At 58.5% G+C, this 15,570-nt stretch carries 13 protein-coding genes and 1 tRNA gene; all 14 read left to right on the top strand.

Going from position 1 to position 15,570, the window contains the following annotated elements; all coding sequences use genetic code 11:
• The coding region (locus tag DM373_RS27120; protein WP_023835866.1) for an EF-Tu C-terminal domain-related protein at positions 1 to 82 on the top strand (82 nt) is incomplete at its 5' end.
• Positions 83 to 136: 54 nt separating this feature from the next.
• Positions 137 to 212 (top strand) — tRNA-Trp (locus tag DM373_RS27115).
• 43 nt (positions 213 to 255) lie between these two features.
• Positions 256 to 624, top strand: a complete 369-nt coding sequence (gene secE / locus DM373_RS27110) for a preprotein translocase subunit SecE (RefSeq protein WP_079226343.1) — start codon at positions 256 to 258, stop codon at positions 622 to 624.
• 9 nt (positions 625 to 633) lie between these two features.
• Positions 634 to 1,167, top strand: coding sequence for a transcription termination/antitermination protein NusG (gene nusG, locus DM373_RS27105; RefSeq protein WP_110996446.1), 534 nt, complete (start codon positions 634 to 636; stop codon positions 1,165 to 1,167).
• Between the two features lie 119 nt (positions 1,168 to 1,286).
• On the top strand, positions 1,287 to 1,718 hold the full coding sequence (gene rplK / locus DM373_RS27100; RefSeq protein ID WP_027595466.1) for a 50S ribosomal protein L11: 432 nt from the start codon (positions 1,287 to 1,289) through the stop codon (positions 1,716 to 1,718).
• Entirely contained in the window at positions 1,718 to 2,413 is a 696-nt protein-coding gene (gene rplA, locus DM373_RS27095; protein ID WP_110996445.1) for a 50S ribosomal protein L1, read from the top strand. Before rplK ends, rplA begins: the two co-directional genes overlap by 1 nt.
• A gap of 199 nt (positions 2,414 to 2,612) precedes the next feature.
• Positions 2,613 to 3,113 carry a 50S ribosomal protein L10 gene (gene rplJ / locus DM373_RS27090; protein ID WP_110996444.1) on the top strand — a complete coding sequence of 167 codons (501 nt, stop codon included), beginning with the start codon at positions 2,613 to 2,615 and terminating at the stop codon, positions 3,111 to 3,113.
• 77 nt (positions 3,114 to 3,190) lie between these two features.
• Positions 3,191 to 3,556, top strand: a complete 366-nt coding sequence (gene rplL, locus DM373_RS27085; protein ID WP_003255496.1) for a 50S ribosomal protein L7/L12 — start codon at positions 3,191 to 3,193, stop codon at positions 3,554 to 3,556.
• 218 nt (positions 3,557 to 3,774) lie between these two features.
• A complete protein-coding gene (rpoB, locus tag DM373_RS27080; RefSeq protein ID WP_110996447.1) occupies positions 3,775 to 7,848 on the top strand; it encodes a DNA-directed RNA polymerase subunit beta in 4,074 nt (1,357 codons plus the stop codon).
• Between the two features lie 64 nt (positions 7,849 to 7,912).
• Positions 7,913 to 12,112, top strand: a complete 4,200-nt coding sequence (gene rpoC / locus DM373_RS27075; protein WP_110996443.1) for a DNA-directed RNA polymerase subunit beta' — start codon at positions 7,913 to 7,915, stop codon at positions 12,110 to 12,112.
• A 211-nt stretch (positions 12,113 to 12,323) separates the two neighbouring features.
• Positions 12,324 to 12,695, top strand: coding sequence for a 30S ribosomal protein S12 (rpsL, locus tag DM373_RS27070; RefSeq protein ID WP_003255492.1), 372 nt, complete (start codon positions 12,324 to 12,326; stop codon positions 12,693 to 12,695).
• A 106-nt stretch (positions 12,696 to 12,801) separates the two neighbouring features.
• Positions 12,802 to 13,272, top strand: coding sequence for a 30S ribosomal protein S7 (rpsG, locus tag DM373_RS27065; RefSeq protein WP_003246741.1), 471 nt, complete (start codon positions 12,802 to 12,804; stop codon positions 13,270 to 13,272).
• 30 nt (positions 13,273 to 13,302) lie between these two features.
• Positions 13,303 to 15,450 carry an elongation factor G gene (fusA, locus tag DM373_RS27060; RefSeq protein ID WP_110996442.1) on the top strand — a complete coding sequence of 716 codons (2,148 nt, stop codon included), beginning with the start codon at positions 13,303 to 13,305 and terminating at the stop codon, positions 15,448 to 15,450.
• A 27-nt stretch (positions 15,451 to 15,477) separates the two neighbouring features.
• Positions 15,478 to 15,570: GTP-binding protein (locus DM373_RS27055; RefSeq protein ID WP_133295916.1), on the top strand; the 93-nt coding region annotated here is incomplete at its 3' end.

The following is a 15,570-nucleotide window of genomic DNA, read 5'->3' as shown; positions in this document are numbered from 1 at the left end:
GATGGAAGACGGTCTGCGCTTCGCCATCCGTGAAGGCGGTCGTACCGTCGGCGCCGGCGTCGTAGCAAAAATTATCGAATAAGTAGTTGATTTACTTGATCAGGCCGGTATAATGGCCGGCCTGATACAGCGTTACAGGTCAGTAGCTCAATTGGCAGAGCGACGGTCTCCAAAACCGTAGGTTGGGGGTTCGATTCCCTCCTGACCTGCCATTCACCTCGGTGTGATGGCTTTCTTCTTACAGGATCCTCCTCGATGACCCCCAAAACTGAAGCCCAAGAATCGCGTTTTGATCTGTTCAAGTGGCTGGCTGTAGTGGCTTTGGTGGTTGTTGCTGTGGTGGGTAATCAGTATTACTCGGCATCGCCGATCCTGTATCGCGTACTCGCACTTCTTGCCCTGGCTGCGGTTGCTGGCTTTGTTGCCCTGCAGACTGCGAAGGGTAAGTCGTTTTTTGCGTTGGCGAAGGAAGCTCGTACTGAGATCCGTAAAGTCGTGTGGCCGACCCGCCAGGAAACCACTCAGACCACGCTCATCGTCGTGGCTGTTGTTTTGGTTATGGCGCTGCTGCTGTGGGGTCTAGACTCCCTGCTCGGCTGGGCGGTCTCCTTGATTGTTGGCTAAGGGTGTCCCGTGGCTAAGCGTTGGTACGTAGTGCATGCTTACTCGGGTTACGAGAAGCATGTGATGCGCTCCCTGGTAGAGCGCGTCAAGCTGGCTGGCATGGAAGACGAATTCGGCGAGATCCTGGTCCCGACCGAAGAAGTCGTTGAAATGCGCAACGGTCAGAAGCGCAAGAGTGAGCGCAAATTCTTCCCTGGCTATGTATTGGTCCAGATGGAAATGAACGAAGGGACTTGGCACCTTGTCAAGGACACCCCTCGGGTCATGGGTTTCATTGGTGGTACCGCAGACAAGCCTGCGCCGATCACCGATAAAGAAGCTGAGGCCATCCTGCGTCGCGTAGCCGACGGCAGCGACAAGCCGAAGCCGAAGACGCTGTTCGAGCCGGGTGAAGTGGTTCGCGTCATTGACGGGCCGTTCGCCGACTTCAATGGCAGTGTCGAAGAGGTTAACTACGAAAAGAGCCGTCTGCAGGTTGCAGTGCTCATTTTCGGTCGCTCTACTCCGGTGGAGCTCGAGTTCAGCCAGGTCGAGAAGGTCTAGCCGAACGAAGCATCCCATACCCCGCAGCCCTATGTGCTGCGGGGTTTTGTCGTCACTGGGATAAAACGCAAGTCATCCGGGGAGCCATCTGGCGTTCGTACCCGATATTGGAGTAGCTCATGGCTAAGAAGATTCAGGCTTACATCAAGCTGCAAGTAAAGGCCGGCCAGGCCAACCCTAGCCCACCCGTTGGTCCAGCACTGGGTCAACACGGTGTGAACATCATGGAATTCTGCAAGGCCTTCAATGCCCGTACTCAGGGTCAAGAAGCCGGTCTGCCGACTCCTGTGATCATCACTGTTTACAGTGACCGTAGCTTCACCTTCGAAACCAAGAGCACCCCTGCCTCGGTTCTGCTGAAGAAAGCTGCTGGCCTGACCAGCGGTTCGGCTCGCCCGAACACCGTCAAGGTCGGTACTGTGACCCGCGCTCAGCTGGAAGAGATCGCCAAGACCAAACAGGCTGATCTGACTGCTGCTGACCTGGACGCTGCTGTACGCACCATCGCTGGCTCTGCCCGCAGCATGGGCCTGAACGTGGAGGGTGTGTAATGGCTAAGCTGACCAAGCGCCAAAAGGCTATCGCCGAGAAAATCGAAGCAGGCAAGGCCTACAACTTCGAAGAAGCCGCAGCTCTGCTGGCTTCGCTGCCGAACGCCAAATTCGTCGAGTCGTACGACATCGCCGTAAACCTCGGTGTTGACCCGCGTAAATCCGACCAGGTCGTACGTAGCGCTACCGTGCTGCCACACGGCACTGGCAAGACCGTACGCGTTGCCGTCTTCACCCAGGGTCCAGCTGCTGAGGCCGCTCTGGCTGCCGGCGCTGACCGTGTAGGTATGGACGACCTGGCTGCCGAAATGAAAGCCGGCGACCTGAACTACGACGTCGTTATCGCATCGCCTGATGCCATGCGCGTTGTGGGTCAGCTGGGTCAGGTTCTGGGTCCTCGCGGCCTGATGCCTAACCCGAAAGTCGGTACCGTTTCGCCAGACGTAGCCACTGCCGTGAAAAACGCCAAGGCTGGTCAGGTTCGCTACCGCACCGACAAAAACGGTATCATCCACACCTCCGTTGGCAAAGTCGGCTTCGAAGCTGGCAAGCTGAAGGAAAACGTTGAAGCCCTGATCGCTGATCTGAAGCGTATCAAGCCGGCTTCCTCGAAAGGTATCTACGTCAAGCGCGTTACCCTGAGCACCACCATGGGCCCAGGTCTGATGATCGATCAGAGCTCGCTGAACGTGTAAGACAGTGCTGGCGGGTGTCATGCCCGCCAGCAGCAAAAATTGGGGTCCCTGCCTGGCGGGGGCTATCCAAGACCGTAGGCGGCGCAAGCCTTAAACAACCAGCCTACGCAGATGGTGCTCCCGGTTCCTTACCGAATCAGACACCAAAACGACATCCGGCTTCGGCCAGATGAAACGGTAACAAGCAGGAGTTTTACCCGTGGCAATTAAACTCGAAGACAAGAAGGCCATCGTCGCTGAAGTCAACGAGGCTGCCAAAGTCGCTCTGTCCGCTGTCGTGGCTGATGCCCGTGGTGTGACTGTAGGCGCAATGACCGGACTCCGTAAAGAGGCTCGTGAAGCTGGCGTATACGTACGTGTCGTACGTAACACCCTGCTCAAGCGCGCTGTTGCTGACACTGAATTCAGTGTCCTCAACGACGCCTTCACTGGCCCGACCCTGATCGCTTTCTCCAACGAACACCCGGGCGCTGCTGCCCGTCTGTTCAAAGAGTTCGCCAAGGGTCAGAGCAAGTTCGAGATCAAGGCAGCTGCGTTTGACGGCAAGTTCATTGCAGCGAACCAGATCGACGTGTTGGCTACCCTGCCGACCCGCGACGAGGCCATCGCGAAGCTGATGAGCGTGATCCAAGGCGCTACCAGCAAGCTGGCCCGCACCCTGGCAGCTATTCGCGACCAGAAAGAAGCAACCGCCGCCTAAGGCGCGCGAAACTCTTTCGAATCATACGTTTAATTTGATAGCTGCTTAGGCTGTCACCCCAATACAGGATTTAAGTCATGTCCCTGACTAACGAGCAAATCATCGAAGCAATCGGCCAGAAAACCGTTCTGGAAGTTGTTGAGCTGATCAAAGCAATGGAAGAAACCTTCGGCGTTACCGCTGCTGTTGCCGCTGCTGGCCCAGCTGCTGCTGCTGCCGTTGTTGAAGAGCAGACCGAGTTCAACGTTGTTCTGGTTGAAGCCGGCGACAAGAAAGTGAACGTGATCAAAGCCGTTCGCGAACTGACCGGTCTGGGCCTGAAAGAAGCCAAAGAGAAAGTCGATGGCGCTCCTCAGGTTGTAGCTGAAGGCGTTTCGAAAGAAGCCGCTGAAGACGCTAAGAAGAAGCTGGAAGAAGCAGGCGCCAAAGTCGAGCTGAAGTAATTTCGACTGTGCGATGCCAGCCTGAGCGTTAAGCGAAGGGCTGATGGCTGGTGGCTTATGCCACCGGCCTTTTTCCGTTATTGGTGGCCGATCAGGTCGGCCCCGATAACGAGCGGTAACCACCATGAGGGTGGCGCAAACCAAAGGGTTTGCACGATTTTCTGGCTGCTCCCGCCGGGAGATGCCAAACAAGCAGGTGACCAAGCTGGGGAATGCTGATGGCTTACTCATACACTGAGAAAAAACGTATCCGCAAGGACTTTAGCAAGTTGCCGGACGTCATGGACGTGCCTTACCTCCTGGCAATCCAGCTGGATTCGTATCGCGAATTCCTGCAGGCAGGAGCATCCAAGGACCAGTTCCGCGACATCGGCCTGCATGCGGCCTTCAAATCGGTATTCCCGATCATCAGCTACTCCGGCAATGCTGCCCTGGAGTACGTCGGCTACCGCCTGGGTGAGCCGGCCTTCGATGTGAAGGAATGTGTCCTGCGCGGTGTGACCTTCGCGGTCCCGCTGCGGGTGAAGGTGCGCCTGATCATCTTCGACAAGGAATCGTCGAACAAAGCGATCAAGGACATCAAAGAGCAAGAAGTCTACATGGGTGAAATCCCCCTGATGACTGAGAACGGTACCTTCGTTATCAACGGTACCGAGCGTGTGATCGTCTCCCAGCTGCACCGTTCGCCGGGTGTGTTCTTCGACCACGACCGTGGCAAGACCCACAGCTCGGGCAAGCTGCTGTACTCCGCACGCATCATCCCTTACCGCGGTTCGTGGTTGGACTTCGAGTTCGACCCGAAGGACTGCGTGTTCGTCCGTATCGACCGTCGCCGCAAACTGCCGGCCTCGGTACTGCTGCGCGCCCTGGGTTACAGCACCGAAGAGGTTCTGAATACCTTCTACACCACCAACGTCTTCCACGTTTCCGGCGAAAAACTGAGCCTGGAGCTGGTACCTCAGCGTCTGCGTGGTGAAGTCGCGGTCATGGACATCCATGACGATTCCGGCAAGGTCATCGTCGAGCAGGGCCGCCGTATCACCGCGCGCCACATCAACCAGCTGGAAAAGGCTGGCGTGAAGCAGTTGGACGTGCCGCTGGAGTACATGCTGGGCCGCACCACCGCCAAGGCGATCGTGCACCCGGCTACCGGCGAGATCCTGGCCGAGTGCAACACCGAGCTGACCACCGACCTGCTGGTCAAGGTCGCCAAGGCTCAGGTCGTTCGCATCGAAACGCTGTACACCAACGACATCGACTGCGGTCCGTTCATTTCGGACACCCTGAAGATCGACACCACCAGCAACCAACTGGAAGCGCTGGTCGAGATCTACCGCATGATGCGTCCAGGCGAGCCGCCAACCAAGGACGCCGCCGAGACCCTGTTCAACAACCTGTTCTTCAGCGCCGAGCGTTACGACCTGTCCGCCGTCGGCCGCATGAAGTTCAACCGTCGTATCGGTCGTACCGAAATCGAAGGTTCGGGCGTGCTGAGCAAGGAAGATATCGTCGAGGTTCTCAAGACCCTGGTCGACATCCGTAACGGCAAAGGCATCGTCGACGACATCGACCACCTGGGTAACCGTCGCGTCCGTTGCGTCGGCGAGATGGCCGAGAACCAGTTCCGCGTTGGCCTGGTGCGCGTGGAGCGCGCGGTCAAAGAGCGTCTGTCGATGGCTGAAAGCGAAGGCCTGATGCCGCAAGACCTGATCAACGCCAAGCCGGTTGCGGCGGCGGTGAAAGAGTTCTTCGGCTCCAGCCAGCTCTCGCAGTTCATGGACCAGAACAACCCGCTCTCCGAGATCACCCACAAGCGCCGTGTCTCTGCACTCGGCCCTGGCGGTCTGACCCGTGAGCGCGCTGGCTTCGAAGTCCGTGACGTACACCCGACCCACTACGGCCGCGTGTGCCCGATCGAAACGCCGGAAGGCCCGAACATCGGTCTGATCAACTCCCTGGCGGCCTACGCCCGCACCAACCAGTACGGCTTCCTGGAAAGCCCGTACCGCGTGGTGAAAGAGGGTGTGGTCAGCGACGACATCGTGTTCCTGTCCGCGATCGAAGAAGCCGATCACGTCATCGCCCAGGCTTCGGCCGCGATGAACGAGAAGAAGCAACTGATCGACGAGCTGGTAGCGGTCCGTCACCTGAACGAATTCACCGTCAAGGCGCCGGAAGACGTCACCCTGATGGACGTTTCGCCGAAGCAGGTAGTTTCGGTTGCTGCGTCGCTTATTCCGTTCCTCGAGCACGACGACGCCAACCGTGCGTTGATGGGTTCGAACATGCAGCGTCAGGCTGTACCTACTCTGCGCGCCGACAAGCCGCTGGTCGGTACCGGCATGGAGCGCAACGTTGCCCGTGACTCCGGCGTCTGCGTCGTGGCCCGTCGTGGCGGCGTGATCGACTCCGTCGATGCCAGCCGTATCGTGGTGCGTGTTGCCGATGACGAAGTAGAAACCGGTGAAGCCGGTGTCGACATCTACAACCTGACCAAATACACCCGTTCCAACCAGAACACCTGCATCAACCAGCGTCCGCTGGTGAGCAAGGGTGACGTGGTCAAGCGCAACGACATCATGGCCGACGGCCCGTCCACCGATATGGGTGAACTGGCGCTGGGTCAGAACATGCGCATCGCGTTCATGGCCTGGAACGGTTTCAACTTCGAAGACTCCATCTGTCTGTCGGAGCGCGTGGTTCAGGAAGACCGCTTCACCACGATCCACATCCAGGAACTGACCTGTGTGGCCCGTGACACCAAGCTTGGCCCAGAGGAAATCACCGCGGACATCCCGAACGTGGGTGAAGCTGCGCTGAACAAGCTGGACGAGGCCGGTATCGTCTACGTAGGTGCCGAAGTCGGCGCTGGCGACATCCTGGTCGGCAAGGTCACTCCGAAAGGCGAGACCCAGCTGACTCCGGAAGAAAAACTGCTGCGCGCGATCTTCGGTGAGAAGGCCAGCGACGTCAAAGACACCTCCCTGCGTGTGCCGACCGGCACCAAGGGTACTGTCATCGACGTACAGGTCTTCACCCGTGATGGCGTTGAGCGCGACAGCCGCGCCCTGTCCATCGAGAAGATGCAGCTGGACGAGATCCGCAAGGACCTGAACGAAGAGTTCCGCATCGTCGAAGGCGCAACCTTCGAGCGTCTGCGTTCCGCGCTGAACGGCCAGGTGGTTGACGGTGGTGCGGGCCTGAAGAAAGGCACCGTGATCACTGACGACGTGCTGAACGGTCTGGAGCACGGCCAGTGGTTCAAGCTGCGCATGGCTGAAGATGCACTGAACGAGCAGCTGGAAAAGGCTCAGCAGTACATCGTCGACCGCCGCCGTCTGCTGGACGACAAGTTCGAAGACAAGAAGCGCAAGCTGCAGCAGGGCGATGACCTGGCTCCGGGCGTACTGAAGATCGTCAAGGTCTACCTGGCAATCCGTCGTCGCATCCAGCCGGGCGACAAGATGGCCGGTCGTCACGGTAACAAAGGTGTGGTCTCGGTGATCATGCCGGTCGAAGACATGCCGCACGACGCCAACGGTACGCCGGTAGACGTCGTACTGAACCCGCTGGGCGTACCTTCGCGTATGAACGTCGGTCAGATCCTTGAAACCCACCTGGGCCTCGCGGCCAAAGGCCTGGGCGAGAAGATCGACCGCATGATCGAAGAGCAGCGCAAAGCCGCTGAGCTGCGTGGCTTCCTCACCGAGATCTACAACGAGATCGGTGGTCGTCAGGAGAACCTGGACGAGTTCACCGACGAAGAGATCCTCGCCCTGGCGCACAACTTGAAGAAGGGCGTGCCAATGGCCACTCCAGTCTTCGACGGTGCCAAGGAGAGCGAGATCAAGGCCATGCTGAAACTGGCAGACCTGCCAGAAAGCGGCCAGATGGTGCTGTTCGACGGCCGTACCGGCAACAAGTTCGAGCGTGCTGTGACCGTCGGTTACATGTACATGCTCAAGCTGAACCACTTGGTGGACGACAAGATGCACGCGCGTTCCACTGGTTCTTACAGCCTGGTTACCCAGCAGCCGCTGGGTGGTAAGGCGCAGTTCGGTGGTCAGCGTTTCGGGGAGATGGAAGTGTGGGCGCTGGAAGCATACGGCGCGGCATACACCCTGCAAGAAATGCTCACAGTGAAGTCGGACGACGTGAACGGCCGTACCAAGATGTACAAGAACATCGTGGATGGCGATCACCGTATGGAGCCGGGCATGCCCGAGTCCTTCAACGTGTTGATCAAAGAGATCCGTTCGCTCGGTATCGACATCGATCTGGAAACCGAATAACACGTGACGCGAAGGGGAGTGCGGCAGCTGCTGCCCACTCCCTGCTCCGCCAGGAGGAAAGGCCTTGAAAGACCTACTGAATTTGCTGAAAAACCAGGGTCAAGTCGAAGAGTTCGACGCCATCCGTATCGGTCTGGCGTCGCCTGAAATGATCCGTTCGTGGTCGTTCGGTGAAGTCAAAAAGCCCGAGACCATCAACTACCGTACGTTCAAGCCTGAACGTGACGGCCTGTTCTGCGCCAAGATCTTTGGCCCAGTCAAGGACTACGAGTGCCTGTGCGGCAAGTACAAGCGCCTGAAGCACCGTGGCGTGATCTGCGAGAAGTGCGGCGTTGAAGTCGCCCTGGCCAAGGTTCGTCGTGAGCGCATGGCGCACATCGAACTGGCCTCGCCAGTTGCCCACATCTGGTTCCTGAAGTCGCTGCCGTCCCGTATCGGCCTGCTGATGGACATGACCCTGCGTGACATCGAGCGCGTGCTCTACTTCGAGAGCTACGTCGTGATCGATCCGGGCATGACCACCCTCGAGAAGGGGCAGCTGCTCAACGACGAACAGTACTTCGAAGCGCTGGAAGAGTTCGGTGACGACTTCGACGCCCGCATGGGTGCCGAGGCTGTCCGCGAGCTGCTGCACGCTATCGACCTGGAGCACGAGATTGGTCGCCTGCGCGAAGAAATTCCGCAAACCAACTCGGAAACCAAGATCAAGAAGCTGTCCAAGCGCCTGAAGCTGATGGAAGCTTTCCAGGGCTCGGGCAACCTGCCTGAGTGGATGGTCCTGACCGTCCTGCCAGTCCTGCCGCCGGACCTGCGTCCGCTGGTACCGCTGGATGGTGGCCGCTTCGCGACCTCCGACCTGAACGACCTGTATCGTCGGGTGATCAACCGTAACAACCGTCTGAAGCGCCTGCTCGATCTGTCGGCGCCGGACATCATCGTGCGCAACGAAAAGCGCATGCTGCAGGAAGCGGTCGACGCCCTGCTCGACAACGGCCGTCGCGGTCGCGCCATCACTGGCTCGAACAAGCGTCCGCTGAAGTCGCTGGCCGACATGATCAAAGGTAAGCAAGGTCGTTTCCGTCAGAACTTGCTCGGTAAGCGCGTGGACTACTCCGGTCGTTCGGTAATTACCGTAGGCCCGACCCTGCGTCTGCACCAGTGCGGTCTGCCGAAGAAGATGGCCCTCGAGCTGTTCAAGCCGTTCATTTTCGGCAAGCTGGAAATGCGTGGTCTGGCGACCACCATCAAGGCCGCCAAGAAGATGGTCGAGCGCGAGCTGCCAGAGGTGTGGGACGTTCTCGCCGAAGTGATTCGCGAACACCCCGTACTGCTCAACCGTGCACCGACCCTTCACCGTCTGGGTATCCAGGCCTTTGAACCGGTACTGATCGAAGGTAAGGCTATCCAGCTGCACCCGCTGGTCTGCGCCGCGTACAACGCCGACTTCGACGGTGACCAGATGGCCGTTCACGTGCCGCTGACGCTGGAAGCCCAGCTCGAAGCGCGCGCGCTGATGATGTCGACCAACAACATTCTGTCGCCAGCCAACGGTGAGCCAATCATCGTTCCGTCGCAGGACGTTGTACTGGGTCTGTACTACATGACCCGTGAAGCCATCAACGCCAAGGGCGAAGGTCGCGTATTCGCCGACCTGCAGGAAGTCGACCGCGTATTCCGCGCCGGCGAAGCCGCCCTGCACGCGAAAATCAAGGTTCGTATCAACGAAACCGTGAAAGACCGCGATGGCAGCGTTACCAAGAACACCCGCATCGTCGACACCACCGTTGGCCGTGCGCTGCTGTTCCAGGTTGTACCGGCAGGTCTGCCGTACGACGTGGTCAACCAGCCGATGAAGAAAAAGGCGATCTCCAAGCTGATCAACCAGTGTTACCGCGTGGTTGGTCTGAAAGAGACCGTCATCTTCGCTGACCAGCTGATGTACACCGGTTTCGCTTACTCGACCATTTCCGGCGTTTCCATCGGTGTTAACGACTTCGTTATCCCGGACGAGAAAGCCCGCATCATCGGTAACGCTACCGATGAAGTGAAGGAAATCGAGAGCCAGTACGCCTCCGGCCTGGTAACCCAGGGCGAGAAGTACAACAAGGTCATCGACTTGTGGTCGAAGGCGAACGACGAAGTGTCCAAGGCGATGATGGCCAACCTCTCGAAAGAGAAGGTCATCGACCGCGAAGGCAAGGAAGTCGAGCAAGAGTCCTTCAACTCGATGTACATGATGGCTGACTCCGGTGCTCGTGGTTCCGCGGCCCAGATCCGTCAGCTGGCCGGTATGCGTGGCCTGATGGCCAAGCCGGACGGCTCGATCATCGAGACGCCGATCACCGCGAACTTCCGTGAAGGTCTGAGCGTACTGCAGTACTTCATCTCGACTCACGGTGCTCGTAAGGGTCTGGCGGATACCGCACTGAAGACTGCGAACTCCGGTTACCTGACTCGCCGTCTGGTGGACGTTGCCCAGGATCTGGTCGTGACCGAGATCGACTGCGGCACCGACCAGGGCCTGCTGATGACCCCGCACATCGAAGGCGGCGACGTTGTCGAGCCGCTGGGTGAGCGTGTACTGGGTCGTGTCATCGCCCGTGACGTGTTCAAGCCAGGTACCGAGGACGTCATCGTTCCTGCTGGCACCCTGGTCGACGAGCAGTGGGTCGAGTTCATCGAGCTGAACAGCATCGACGAAGTGATCGTGCGTTCGCCGATCAGCTGCGAAACCCGCTACGGCATCTGCGCCAAGTGCTACGGTCGCGACCTGGCTCGCGGTCACCAGGTGAACATCGGTGAAGCTGTCGGCGTTATCGCTGCACAGTCGATCGGTGAGCCGGGTACCCAGCTGACCATGCGTACGTTCCACATCGGTGGTGCTGCAAGCCGTACTTCGGCTGCCGACAGTGTCCAGGTGAAGAACGGCGGTATGGTGCGCCTGCACAACCTGAAGCAGGTCGAGCGTGCCGATGGCAACCTGGTTGCCGTGTCGCGTTCCGGCGAGCTGGCCATTGCCGACGAGTTCGGTCGTGAGCGTGAGCGCTACAAGCTGCCTTACGGTGCGGTGATTTCGGTCAAGGAAGGTGACAAGGTCGAAGCTGGCGCCATCGTCGCCAAGTGGGACCCACACACCCACCCGATCGTTACCGAGCTGAAAGGTACCGTGACCTTCGTGGGCATGGAAGAAAACATCACCATCAAGCGCCAGACCGACGAACTGACCGGTCTGACCAACATTGAAGTCCTGGACGTCAAGGATCGCCCTGCCGCTGGCAAGGAAATCCGTCCGGCCATCAAGATGGTCGATGCCAATGGCAAGGATCTGTACCTGCCAGGTACCGACGTACCTGCTCAGTACTTCCTGCCAGCCAACGCCCTCGTCGGTGTGGCTGACGGTGCTCAGATCGGCGTCGGTGATGTTATTGCGCGTATCCCGCAAGAAACCTCGAAGACCCGCGACATCACCGGTGGTCTGCCACGCGTTGCCGACCTGTTCGAAGCGCGCCGTCCGAAAGAAGCCTCGATTCTGGCTGAAGTCAGCGGCACCATCGCCTTCGGTAAAGAGACCAAGGGCAAGCGCCGTCTGGTCATCACCCCGACCGATGGCAGCGATCCGTACGAAGAGCTGATTCCGAAGTGGCGCCACCTGAACGTCTTCGAAGGCGAACAGGTAAACCGCGGCGAAGTTATCTCCGACGGCCCGAGCGATCCGCACGACATCCTGCGTCTGCTGGGTGTGAGCGCGCTGGCGAAGTACATCGTCAACGAGATCCAGGACGTTTACCGTCTGCAAGGCGTTAAGATCAACGACAAGCACATCGAGACCATCCTGCGTCAGATGCTGCGCAAGGTCGAGATCGCCGAGTCGGGTGACTCCAGCTTCATCAAGGGCGACCAGATGGAACTGACTCACGTGCTGGTCGAGAACGAGCGTCTCGCCGCCGAAGACAAGTTCATCTCGAAGTTCACCCGCGTGCTGCTGGGTATCACCAAGGCCTCGCTGTCGACCGAGTCGTTCATCTCCGCGGCTTCCTTCCAGGAAACCACCCGCGTGCTGACCGAAGCGGCCGTTACCGGCAAGCGCGACTACCTGCGCGGCCTGAAAGAGAACGTGGTCGTGGGTCGTCTGATCCCGGCCGGTACCGGTCTGGCCTATCACAGCGAGCGCAAGCGTCGCCGTGAAGCCGACAAGCCGCTGCGTGTGAGCGCCAGTGAGGTGGAAGCCGCACTGACCGAAGCGCTGAACTCCAGCGGTAACTAAGTACAGGGCAGGGCCCCGGCAAACCCCGCGCGACCATCGATGACATGAAATGTTGCCGATGATCGGGCGGGGAGGGCCGGGGCCTCGTCTTGACTGGGTGCAAGATCCTCCGTAGACTTTTGTACCCCTAAATTTGGTGAGGCTCCGTCTCGCCAATTTTTGGCTTTCTTGCAAGACAATTGAGTCGCAAGGCAATCAGTGGAGCTAGTAGATGGCAACTATCAACCAGCTGGTACGTCAGCCGCGTAAGCGTTCGGTCGAGAAATCGGACGTTCCTGCGCTGCAGAACTGCCCGCAACGTCGTGGCGTGTGCACCCGCGTGTACACCACTACGCCGAAAAAACCTAACTCGGCACTGCGTAAAGTGTGCCGTGTGCGTCTGACCAACGGTTTCGAGGTTTCCTCGTACATCGGTGGTGAAGGCCACAACCTGCAAGAGCACAGCGTCGTCCTGATTCGTGGCGGCCGTGTAAAAGACTTGCCAGGTGTTCGTTACCACACCGTTCGCGGCTCTCTGGATACTTCGGGCGTCAAAGGCCGTAACCAGGGTCGTTCGAAGTACGGTACCAAGCGTCCGAAGTAATCGGCCGTTTGCAGACATCCATTTTTTTGAGTCGATAAGAGTAAGGTCGGGCAGGGGTCGAAGACCCACGTCCCGGGCTAACCTGAAGACCGTTTGAGGGCTTATCATGCCAAGACGTCGTGTAGCAGCAAAACGTGAGATTCTTGACGATCCGAAGTACGGATCCCAGATCCTCGCCAAGTTCATGAACCACGTGATGGAAAGCGGCAAGAAGGCCGTAGCCGAGCGCATCGTTTACGGTGCCCTGGATACCGTCAAAGCACGCAAGAACAGCGACCCCCTGGAAATCTTCGAGAAAGCTCTCGACGCCATCGCTCCGCTGGTCGAAGTTAAGTCCCGCCGTGTTGGCGGTGCCACTTACCAGGTCCCGGTTGAAGTTCGTCCATCCCGTCGTAACGCTCTGGCAATGCGCTGGCTCGTAGACTACGCCCGCAAGCGCGGCGAGAAGTCGATGGCTCTGCGCCTGGCCGGCGAACTGCTGGATGCTGCCGAAGGCAAAGGTGCTGCAGTCAAGAAGCGTGAAGACGTTCACCGTATGGCTGAAGCCAACAAAGCGTTCTCGCACTACCGCTTCTAATTCAAGCATCAATCATTTTGCGAGGGCTTTATGGCTCGTACTACAGCAATTAACCGCTACCGTAACATTGGTATCTGTGCCCACGTTGACGCGGGCAAGACCACCACTACCGAGCGGATCCTGTTCTACACAGGTCTGAGCCACAAGATGGGCGAGGTGCATGACGGCGCCGCGACCACAGACTGGATGGTGCAGGAGCAGGAGCGCGGTATCACCATTACCTCCGCTGCCGTTACCACCTTCTGGAAAGGTTCCCGTGGTCAGTATGACAACTACCGCGTAAACGTCATCGATACCCCCGGCCACGTTGACTTCACCATTGAAGTAGAGCGTTCGCTGCGCGTACTCGACGGCGCGGTCGTTGTGTTCTGCGGTACCTCCGGCGTTGAGCCGCAGTCCGAAACCGTATGGCGTCAGGCCAACAAGTACGGCGTTCCACGTGTTGTCTACGTGAACAAGATGGACCGTGCCGGTGCCAACTTCCTGCGCGTTATCGGCCAGATCAAGAACCGCCTGGGTCACACCCCGGTTCCGGTCCAGCTGGCTATCGGTGCTGAAGACGACTTCCAGGGTCAGGTTGACCTGATCAAGATGAAAGCCATCTACTGGAACGACGACGACAAAGGTACTACCTACCGCGAGGAAGAGATTCCTGCTGAGCTGGTGGACCTGGCCAACGAATGGCGCAGCAACATGGTCGAGGCTGCTGCCGAGGCCAACGAAGAGCTGATGAACAAGTACCTTGAAGAAGGTGACCTGTCCGTCGAAGACATCAAGGCTGGTCTGCGCGCCCGTACCCTGGCGAGCGAGATCGTTCCTGCTGTCTGCGGTTCCTCGTTCAAGAACAAGGGTGTTCCCCTGGTTCTCGACGCCGTTATCGACTTCCTGCCTGCTCCGACCGAAATCCCGGCGATCAAGGGTATCCACCCTGACCTGATCGACACGCCGAAGGAAGAAGTCAAGCCAGAGCAGTACGACGAGCGTCCTGCTGACGACAACGCGCCGTTCTCGGCCCTGGCGTTCAAGATTGCCACCGACCCGTTCGTTGGTACTCTGACCTTCGTCCGCGTTTACTCGGGCTTCCTGACCTCCGGTGACTCCGTCATCAACTCGGTCAAGGGCAAGAAAGAGCGCGTTGGTCGTATGGTGCAGATGCACGCCAACCAGCGTGAAGAGATCAAAGAAGTACGCGCTGGCGACATCGCTGCTCTGATCGGCATGAAGGACGTCACCACCGGTGACACCCTGTGCAACGCCGACAAGCCGATCATCCTCGAGCGTATGGACTTCCCTGAGCCGGTAATTTCGCTCTCCGTAGAGCCGAAAACCAAGGCTGACCAGGAGAAGATGGGTATCGCTCTGGGCAAGCTGGCCCAGGAAGACCCGTCGTTCCGCGTCAAGACCGACGAAGAAACCGGCCAGACCATCATCTCCGGTATGGGTGAGCTGCACCTGGACATCCTCGTTGACCGCATGAAACGCGAGTTCAACGTCGAGTGCAACGTCGGCAAGCCGCAGGTTTCGTACCGCGAGAAGATCACCAAGTCCAACGTCGAGATCGAAGGCAAGTTCGTTCGTCAGTCGGGTGGTCGTGGTCAGTTCGGTCACTGCTGGATCCGTTTCTCGGAGCCGGACGTGGACGACAAAGGCAACATCACCGAAGGTCTGGTGTTCGCCAACGAAGTCGTTGGTGGTGTGATTCCTAAGGAATTCATCGCCCCGATCCAGAAGGGTATTGAAGAGCAGATGAAAAACGGCGTTGTTGCCGGCTATCCGCTCCTCGGCCTGAAGGCCACGGTATTCGACGGTTCGTACCACGACGTCGACTCCAACGAAATGGCGTTCAAAATCGCTGCTTCGATGGCAACCAAGCAACTGGCCCAGAAGGGTGGTGGCGTGGTCCTCGAACCGATCATGAAGGTCGAAGTTGTAACCCCGGAAGATTACCTGGGTGACGTGATGGGTGACCTGAGCCGTCGTCGCGGGATGATCCAGGGTAATGAAGACTCGGTGTCCGGCAAGGTAATCACTGCTGAGGTGCCGCTCGGAGAGATGTTCGGTTACGCGACCGACGTTCGTTCCATGTCTCAGGGTCGCGCAAGCTACTCCATGGAATTCTCCAAATACGCCGAAGCTCCGTCGAACATCGTCGAAGCACTCGTTAAAAAACAAGGCTAATCCCCTTTAGGCAAGAGGTTCACTGTCGTGGCTAAAGAAAAATTTGATCGTTCCCTTCCCCACGTTAACGTCGGCACCATCGGCCACGTTGACCACGGTAAGACCACTCTGACCGCAGCT

The sequence above is a fragment of the Pseudomonas sichuanensis genome, assembly GCF_003231305.1.
In the GTDB taxonomy this organism is placed as follows: domain Bacteria; phylum Pseudomonadota; class Gammaproteobacteria; order Pseudomonadales; family Pseudomonadaceae; genus Aquipseudomonas; species Aquipseudomonas sichuanensis.
Note: the sequence above shows the minus strand (reverse complement) of the source record. Positions and strands in the feature narration are given on the sequence as shown.

What these genes read in the sequence shown, in the direction of transcription:
- fusA (WP_110996442.1), top strand. Translation starts at nt 13,303, where the DNA reads ATGGCTCGTACTACAGCAATTAACCGCTACCGTAACATTGGTATCTGT.
- rpsL (WP_003255492.1), top strand. Translation starts at nt 12,324, where the DNA reads ATGGCAACTATCAACCAGCTGGTACGTCAGCCGCGTAAGCGTTCGGTC.
- rpsG (WP_003246741.1), top strand. Translation starts at nt 12,802, where the DNA reads ATGCCAAGACGTCGTGTAGCAGCAAAACGTGAGATTCTTGACGATCCG.
- rplL (WP_003255496.1), top strand. Translation starts at nt 3,191, where the DNA reads ATGTCCCTGACTAACGAGCAAATCATCGAAGCAATCGGCCAGAAAACC.
- rplA (WP_110996445.1), top strand. Translation starts at nt 1,718, where the DNA reads ATGGCTAAGCTGACCAAGCGCCAAAAGGCTATCGCCGAGAAAATCGAA.
- rpoB (WP_110996447.1), top strand. Translation starts at nt 3,775, where the DNA reads ATGGCTTACTCATACACTGAGAAAAAACGTATCCGCAAGGACTTTAGC.
- secE (WP_079226343.1), top strand. Translation starts at nt 256, where the DNA reads ATGACCCCCAAAACTGAAGCCCAAGAATCGCGTTTTGATCTGTTCAAG.
- rplK (WP_027595466.1), top strand. Translation starts at nt 1,287, where the DNA reads ATGGCTAAGAAGATTCAGGCTTACATCAAGCTGCAAGTAAAGGCCGGC.